The organism is Kitasatospora sp. NPDC127116 (genome assembly GCF_042677365.1).
In the GTDB taxonomy this organism is placed as follows: Bacteria; Actinomycetota; Actinomycetes; order Streptomycetales; family Streptomycetaceae; genus Kitasatospora; species Kitasatospora lactacystinica.
This window is the reverse complement of the sequence record NZ_JBHXTL010000188.1, coordinates 7292-14447: the sequence shown is the minus strand read 5'-3', so window position 1 is coordinate 14447 and position 7156 is coordinate 7292. Positions and strand designations below refer to the sequence as shown.

At 72.1% G+C, this 7156-nt stretch carries 11 protein-coding genes; 5 read left to right on the top strand and 6 right to left on the bottom strand.

Going from position 1 to position 7156, the window contains the following annotated elements; all coding sequences use genetic code 11:
- The first annotated feature begins 75 nt into the window (after window positions 1–75).
- On the top strand, window positions 76–714 hold the full coding sequence (locus tag ACFVHV_RS40485; RefSeq protein WP_359914876.1) for an AraC family transcriptional regulator: 639 nt from the start codon (window positions 76–78) through the stop codon (window positions 712–714).
- 162 nt (window positions 715–876) lie between these two features.
- Window positions 877–2349 carry a hypothetical protein gene (locus ACFVHV_RS40480; protein WP_380358453.1) on the top strand — a complete coding sequence of 491 codons (1473 nt, stop codon included), beginning with the start codon at window positions 877–879 and terminating at the stop codon, window positions 2347–2349.
- Window positions 2350–2396: 47 nt separating this feature from the next.
- Here ACFVHV_RS40480 and ACFVHV_RS40475 read toward each other — a convergent pair whose 3' ends face one another.
- The 6 genes from ACFVHV_RS40475 to ACFVHV_RS40450 all read right to left on the bottom strand — a co-directional run bounded on the left by ACFVHV_RS40475 (window position 2397) and on the right by ACFVHV_RS40450 (window position 5696).
- Window positions 2397–2915, bottom strand: coding sequence for a hypothetical protein (locus ACFVHV_RS40475; protein ID WP_359914881.1), 519 nt, complete (start codon window positions 2913–2915; stop codon window positions 2397–2399).
- A 100-nt stretch (window positions 2916–3015) separates the two neighbouring features.
- Window positions 3016–3414, bottom strand: coding sequence for a DUF397 domain-containing protein (locus tag ACFVHV_RS40470; protein ID WP_380358450.1), 399 nt, complete (start codon window positions 3412–3414; stop codon window positions 3016–3018).
- Complete coding sequence (locus ACFVHV_RS40465; RefSeq protein ID WP_359914883.1) at window positions 3374–3838, bottom strand: NUDIX domain-containing protein; 465 nt, start codon at window positions 3836–3838, stop codon at window positions 3374–3376. Before ACFVHV_RS40465 ends, ACFVHV_RS40470 begins: the two co-directional genes overlap by 41 nt.
- A gap of 89 nt (window positions 3839–3927) precedes the next feature.
- Window positions 3928–4530 (bottom strand): DUF5919 domain-containing protein, encoded by a 603-nt coding sequence (locus ACFVHV_RS40460; protein ID WP_380358447.1) that lies wholly within the window; start codon window positions 4528–4530, stop codon window positions 3928–3930.
- A gap of 130 nt (window positions 4531–4660) precedes the next feature.
- Window positions 4661–4873 carry a DUF397 domain-containing protein gene (locus ACFVHV_RS40455; RefSeq protein WP_359914889.1) on the bottom strand — a complete coding sequence of 71 codons (213 nt, stop codon included), beginning with the start codon at window positions 4871–4873 and terminating at the stop codon, window positions 4661–4663.
- Complete coding sequence (locus tag ACFVHV_RS40450) at window positions 4857–5696, bottom strand: Scr1 family TA system antitoxin-like transcriptional regulator (protein ID WP_380358444.1); 840 nt, start codon at window positions 5694–5696, stop codon at window positions 4857–4859. Before ACFVHV_RS40450 ends, ACFVHV_RS40455 begins: the two co-directional genes overlap by 17 nt.
- Before the next feature lie 113 nt (window positions 5697–5809).
- Here ACFVHV_RS40450 and ACFVHV_RS40445 point away from each other — a divergent pair, with 113 nt between their 5' ends.
- The 3 genes from ACFVHV_RS40445 to ACFVHV_RS40435 all read left to right on the top strand — a co-directional run.
- Window positions 5810–6007: a hypothetical protein gene (locus ACFVHV_RS40445; RefSeq protein ID WP_380358441.1), complete on the top strand. Its 198-nt coding sequence runs from the start codon at window positions 5810–5812 to the stop codon at window positions 6005–6007.
- 323 nt (window positions 6008–6330) lie between these two features.
- On the top strand, window positions 6331–6558 hold the full coding sequence (locus ACFVHV_RS40440; RefSeq protein WP_380358438.1) for a ferrous iron transport protein A: 228 nt from the start codon (window positions 6331–6333) through the stop codon (window positions 6556–6558).
- A gap of 40 nt (window positions 6559–6598) precedes the next feature.
- Window positions 6599–7156, top strand: a 558-nt coding sequence (locus tag ACFVHV_RS40435; RefSeq protein WP_380358435.1) for a MarR family winged helix-turn-helix transcriptional regulator, incomplete at its 3' end; no start/stop codon positions are given.

Sequence of the window (7156 nt, the reverse complement as noted above, 5' to 3'; positions counted from 1 at the left end):
GATCCGCGGACGCGGGCGGCGCACGGCACACTGGGCGCAGCCGGACATCCGGTGCCGCATGAGGGGAGTGGTGTGATGGTGCAGGTAGCCGTGGTCACCTTCGACGGGTTCAACGAGCTCGACAGTTTCATCGCCTCCGCGCTGATCAACCGCTGCCGCAAGGACGGCCTGGAGGCCTTCATCACGACGCCCACGCCGCGGGTGACCTCGATGAACGGTGTCGAGGTCGCCGGGCAGCGCCCGATCGGGTTCGTCACCGAGGCCGACGTCGTGCTGATCGGCAGCGGGGTGCGGACGCGCGACGTGGTCGCCGACGCGCCGCTGCTCGCCCGGCTGCCGCTCGACCCCGCGCGGCAGTTGATCGGCTCCCAGTGCTCCGGCGCGCTGGTGCTGGCCCACCTCGGCCTGCTGGGCGCCATGCCGGCCTGTACGGACCTGACGAGCCGCCCGTTCGTCGAGGCCCGCGGCGTCACCGTGCTGGACGCGCCCTTCCACGCGGAGGGCAACATCGCCACGGCGGGCGGCTGCCTGGCCTCCCAGTACCTCGCGACCTGGGTGATCACCCGCACCCTCGGCGAGGACGCCGCGCGCGCCGTCCTCGACTACGTGGCCCCGGTGGGCGAGAGGCGGGAGACCGCCGACCGCGCCCTGCGCGCCGTGGGTGCCGTGGGTGCTTTGGGTGCGGTCCCCGCCGCCTCCGCGGCCCGGGCCTGAGCGGGCGAGGAGCGCGACGCAGGCGGCGATCGCCTACCTCGGGGGACGGTCGGCGTCGGTGCCGTCAGGGAGCCGCCGCACCCGGGGGGTTGAGCGGGCCCGGCCGGTGCGCGGGCGGGGCCCGGCGGCTGCGCATCGCCGAGCGCCTGACACCCTGGCCGCATGGACGCCGACGACCCGACCCCGGTCCGCCTCGACCACGTGCTGGACGGGCTGGCCGTGAACCCCGCCCTGCCCGCCGCGATGGTCCGGCGGCTGTTCGCCCGGCGGCACGGATTCGGGGAGGTGGCGGGTCGTGCGGACCTCACCGAGGACATGATCGACGAGATCGTCGCGACCGGCGACCACTGGCTCCTGCACAGTCTGGCCCTCAACGACCGGCTGCCGCACCGCTTCCGCCTGCGCCTGGCCGCCCATCCCGACGAGGGGGTGCGGGCCGCGCTCGCCGTCCGCGCCGCGACCGCGCCGAGGCGGATGCTGGAGCAGTTCGTCGACGATCCGGGTTCGAAGGTCCGCGAACACCTGGCCCAGTCGGACGGCACCCCGCCCGACCTGAGGGCCCGTCTCGCCGCCGACCCCGACCCGGCGGTCCGCGCCGCGCTGGCGAAGCACTGGACGCAGGCCCCGGAGGCGGTGCGTCGGATCCTGCTCACCGACCCCGAGCCGGAGGTCCGCGCCGCCGCCTGCTCCACCTGCTCCGCGCACCTGCCGCATCCGGTACCGCCCGCGGACCTGCTGCCGGCGCTGCTGGCGGACCCGGTGACCCGGGCGGGCGCAGTGGTCCACGCCGTCCTCGACGCGGACACCGCCCGGCGGCTCGCCGAGGACCCGGACGCCGGCGTGCGCGCCGAACTCGCCCGGCATCCCGACCTGCCGCCGGCGCTGCGCGAGGCCCTGGCCGTCGATCCGGCCCTGAGCGTGCGGGTGAAGGTCTTCGCCCGGCCGGACACACCCGGGCACGAGCGGGCACGGATCCACACCTCGGTCCACGAGGCGTCGCGGTCGACGGCCGAGCCGGGCTCCGACGCCGACGACGAGGCCTTCCTGCGCTGGTACGAGAACTCCTTCGCGCCCACGGAACTACGGATCCTGCGCCTTGACTGGGTGACGGCCGACCCGCTGCCGCACGTCGACTCGCCCTACGTCTGCTTCCGGGCCTCGGCTGCCGCCGCCAAGGACCTGCCCGCCGAGGCCGTGGCCCGACTGCTCGGCGACGAGGAGGAGTTGGTCCGCCTCACCATGGCGCACTCCGCCCCGCACCTGGTCGACCCGGCGACCGCCGAGGACATCGAGCGCCGCTACCGCCGACGCGACAAGTTCACGTTCTGGTGGGACAGGGCGCAGGTCCTGCCGTTCCCCCCGCAGACCCTGCGCCGCTTCGCCACCGACCCCCAGCCCCGGCTGCGCTCCCTCGCGCCCCGCGATCCGGACCTGCCCGCGGAACTCGCCGGGCAGCTGGCCGACGACCCCGAGGAGTGCGTGCGCCGGGCCGTCGCCGCCCACCGCAACCTTCCGCTCCCGTCCCTGCTGCGCCTGCTCGCCGACCCTTCCGAACACGTCGCGCGGGCCGCCGCCGCCTCGCCGTTCCTTCCCGTCGAGCACATGGAGCGGCTGCTGACCGGGGCGGGCCTGTAGCCGTTGCGGACCCGCCGTCAGGCCCTCGGGCCCCGAGTCCAGTCCCCTCAGGGCCTTCGGTCCGCCGGCCCGGCCTCGACCCGTCGCGGCACGCGCACCGGCGCGAGGAACTTCTCGTTGAGGACCAGCAGCCACGCCAGCGCGATGATGCCGACGATCGGGAGCCCGAGCAGCAGCAGGAGGAAGAGGATCGGGTGCTCGTGGCTGAACGCGTCGGCGTTGAGCCCGAAGAGCGTCACGGGACCGGCGACGACCAGCGGCACCACCAGCCAGCAGAACAGGTAGGTGCGGATCACCTCGCTCGCGCGCAGCTCGGCCTCGCCGAGGAACACGTACTCGGTGGTGGTCGTCGAGGCGCCGCCCCGTCCGGGGACGTCGACCGTCTCGCCCTCCTTGACGTAGTAGCGGCCCAGCGGCCGGATCGGCAGCATCAGCACGGTGAACCAGTGGGTGGCGAAACAGGCGCCCTGGGCGTCCACGCGGGTCTTGCCCAGCATCGTGCGCCCGAATCCGTTGACCGTGCCCAGCCGTGGTGCCGCGCGCAGCGGCCTGACCTTGTCCGGCATCCGCCCCCCTCGTCCCCTCCCGGTGACAACTCTCGACCCCAGCATGCCAGTCGCCTGCGACAGCGTGCCCGCCGGGGCGTAGAACCCCGGCCCGGGCAGGTCACTGAAGGATCCTCGGCAGCCCGTCGGACGGGCCGACGTCCCACGGGAGGCGTTCGCGCGCGGCGGTGCGGGGGAGGGGGGTTCGTCCGCGCGTCGCCGCCCGGAGGCGGGCGGCGACGCTCAAGTGCCCTCGGCCGGCGTCGAATTCGCCCGCGCGGACGGCGGGAGAGAGGAAGGGAAGGGTAGGGCCGCCGGGGTCCTTGGAGCCGCGGACGGGCGTGAGACCGGGGTTGCCGTCGGCGACTTCGATGCACTGGCCGCCCTGTCCGTTGCGGGTGCTCCTGCGACAGGTGACGGGAGTGCTGCTCTTCCCTCCTGGCCGGGCGGTGGAGCAGGAAGTCGGCGGGGCCGACTTCTCATGCGAGGCGTTCGGGGGCGGTGAGGTGCCGGCCGTCATGGGAGCGGATGCGCGTGAGGCCGGGGCGCAGGGCATCGAGGACGCGGACGGCATAGACCTCGGCCATGCGGTCGGTGACCTCGTCGGGGGTCAGCCAGGCGATGGCGGTGGATTCGGAGGAGAGTTGTTCGGCGCCGTCCTCGGGGTGGCACCGGAAGACCAGGGCGACGATGCCGCGGGTCATGTTCTTGTAGACGCCGGTGAGCCGGTCGACGCCGACCTTGAGCCCCGTCTCCTCGTGGATTTCGCGGCGCAGGCCGTCCTCGATGGTCTCGGTGAGTTCGAGGACGCCGCCCGGAGGCTCCCAGGTGCCATTGTCGGCCCGCCGGATGGCCAGCACGCGCCCGTCCTCGCGAACGACCACGCCCGCGACGGACACGGAGTGGAGCGGCATCGGGGCGGGCCGGCAGGCGTCGTGGCTCATGGACACGAGGACAGAAACCTCGCCCGCCCCCTCGTCCGCATGCGCCCGCTGCCCTCGTCGGGGCGGCGGGCGAACCGAGAGACGCGGGTTCAGGCGCTGGTACGGGCCGGGTTGGTGGGAATGCCGCTGCCCCGGGACCAGAGTTCCTCGATGTGCTCGGCGAAGCGGTCGAACATTCCGTTCTCCTCGCTGCGCCGCAGGTGCATCAGCGGGGAGTCGTGGCCGACGGTTCGGGCCAAGTGCGGGGTGACCAGGGCGTGTTCGTCGAATCGGAAGACGGACAGGCCGATGTGGTTCGGGCCGTCCTCCGGGGAGCTGAAGTGGGCCTCGACGCCCTGGGTGCCGGAGAGTTTGGACAGGTGCTCCAGCGTGACCCGGATCCGGGTGGACACGGTGAGGGCCACGTCCTCGATCTGCTCACGCCGACGCGTCGTCTCGGACCCGGGATCGCCGAGGAGGAAGCGGATGCGGCAACCGCTCTCGGCCTTGCGCCGCAAGGTCTGGAGGAGGGCGGGTTGCTCCAGCCGGACGAAGTAGTTGGTGTACCCGGCGAGGAAGACCTCGGACCGAGCCTCGGCGATCAGCTGCGCCCAGACCGACCGAGGGCAGGCCGACCGGTACGGATAGACGGCGAACACCTCCCGGTCGTGCCCGGTCTTGACGTTCGCCCGGACGCTGTTGGGCCAGATCACTCGTTCATCAACCCTGAAGCCGCGCAGACACCGATACGGTTCCGCTGATGCGGCACCAGTGCCGCATCAGAGAGCCGGCGTTCCACTGTCCTAGGTGTACACCGACCCGGGCGGCGAAGCGCAAGTGCCCTCAGGGGGCGTCGAACTCGCCGGTGCGGACGGCGGAGACGAAGGCCTGCCAGGCGGGAGCGGGGAAGAGGAGGGCCGGCCCGTTGGGGTCCTTGGAGTCACGCACGGGCATGACACCGCTGAAGCCGTCGGCGACCTCCACGCAGCCGTTCTGGCCCCCGCTGTAGGTGCTCTTCCGCCAGCCAGCGTGGGTCAGGTCAACATCCATCCTCATAGCCCTTCCGTACCGCACGGATCATCTCCATAGATGCGGCCTGATTCAGTGCCTCGATCTGAAGCCGATCGTAGCCCCTGAACAGTGGAAGGACAGTGTCGATATCGCGATCAAGGTAACCGCGGACTTCGGTCTCGCCGTACCCGAGCAACTTGCGGTCGGGCATGGTCAGCAGGGTCACATGGGAGCTGAAAGGCCGTTCCTCGCCCAGGGAGTACGGGGCGACCTGAATGATCACGCTCGGGGTGGCGGCAAGCCGCTCAAGGTGCTGTAGCTGCTCGATCATCACCTTGGCTCCGCCGACAGGTCGGCGCAGGCAGCTTTCATCGAGAACTGCATGAAGTAGAGGGGTCGGAGTGCGGGCCAGGAGTTGTTGGCGCGTCATGAGGAAGGCGACCCGTTCCTCGGCCTGCTCGGGAGTCGCGGTGCCGCGCCTGATGTTGGCCGCTTCCCAGGCGCCGGCGTAAGCATGGGTCTGCAGCAGCCCGGACACGATGTCGATCGAGAACAGCCGCACCTCTGCGGCGCGGTTCTCGTGGTTGGCGTATTCCGGGAAGCCCGGCACGAGCGCGGTGTGCTTGTGCTGCCACCACATCAGCATCAAGGTCCCGCCCGTTTCCAGGACTTCGTCGGCCTTGGTAGCAAACTTTTCACTCGGCGGTCGGTGCGCAAGTTCAACGAACGAGACGTACGAGGCGCTGACTCCGCATTTGCGCGCGAGCTGGTGCTGCAGGAGGCCTTTCGCCTTGCGTGAGTTGCGGAGTTGGATGCCGAAGGGGGCCCAGGGGCTGGATGACGGGTCGATTTCCTTGATGTTCACCATGGGGGCTCCGACTCAACGTGGCCTCGAAGTCAAGTTGTTTGCGCTTCCGATGCTAGGTGAGTCCAGGCCACCATATGCACAGAACGTGAAACTCCGATCGCAGAGGGTTCCCCATGCCCCACGACCAAGCCACCCGCCTCCCCGGCTACGGCGTCCGGTTCGACGCCACGGCCGACCGCTACCGGGTCCGCAACGAGATGACGGGGGAGTGGCTGTGCCGGCCCACCGGCGAACTCGCCGCCTTCACCTTCTTCGGGGACGCGTACAGCGCCTGGCGCGCCTTCGAGGTCCACAAGCGGCCAGGGGAGTGAGCACCTTGTCCTCCACCCTCTCCCGCGCGACCGCCGAGCAGCGCCGGCAGGCCGCCGACGTGCTGGACGACCTCGCCGCCGTCCTCGTCCTCGTCCACGGCCGGCGCGCCGCCTGAACCCCGCCCGAACCCACCGATTAACCGGTGGCTTTTCCGGCCCCCGTCCGTGGAAGCTGAGCGCATGAGCTCGACCCGTCTTCCGACACCGCACACACCCGGGACCGGGACCGGGACCGGGACCGGGCGGCCGTCGAACGGATCCTGGGCCGCCCCCTGAACCGCGACTGGCCCGCCGGTGCACTGCCCCCCGGTACCCGGGTCACCGTGGTCCGCGACCCGCAGTGGGACGGCCCGTGGCAGGTGGAGTTCACGGGCACCATCGACCCGATGGGGGCGCCGGAGCCCGCCGGCGACCCGCGGGCCGAGGACGGCGAACCGGCCTACTGGGTCGCCTTCGACGCACCGCAGTACGACGGCGCCGGCGAGGGCCCCTACCGCAAGGCCCAGATCTGGGCCCGCCACCTGCGCGGCGCACCGGAAACGGACGCGTGACCATCGACGGATAGCTCTCACTGAGAGCTAAAATGGGGATATGACCGCGACAGAGCCGCAGACGCTCGACGTCGCGCCGGCGGACGAGTTCTCCACCCTCCTCGTCGGCATCCAGCGACTGGTCCGCCGCCGCCTGCGGCAGACGATGGACGAACCCCGCCTGCGCGGCGCCCAGGTCGAACTGCTGCGCCTGGTGACGGAAACCCCCGGACTGCGCGTCTCCGAGGCCGCCGAGGAGCTGTGCCTGGCCGGCAACTCGGTGTCCACCCTCGTCAACCAGCTCGTCGCCCTCGGCCTGCTGCGCCGCGAGACCGACCCCGCCGACCGCCGGGCCGCCCTCCTGCACGCCACCCCCGAGGCCGTCGAGCGGATCGAGGCCTGGCGCCGGCGCCGCCGCGCGCTGATGGAGGACGTCGTCGCCGGCCTGCCCGCCGACCGGCGCGAGGCCCTGGCCGCCGCCCTGCCCGCCCTGCGGCAGGTCGCCGAAGGCCTGCGCACCCTGCCCGCAGCACCCGCAGCACCCGCAGCACCCGCAGCACCCGCAGCACCCGCAGCACCCGCAGCACCCGCAGCACCCGCAGCACCCGCAGCACCCGCA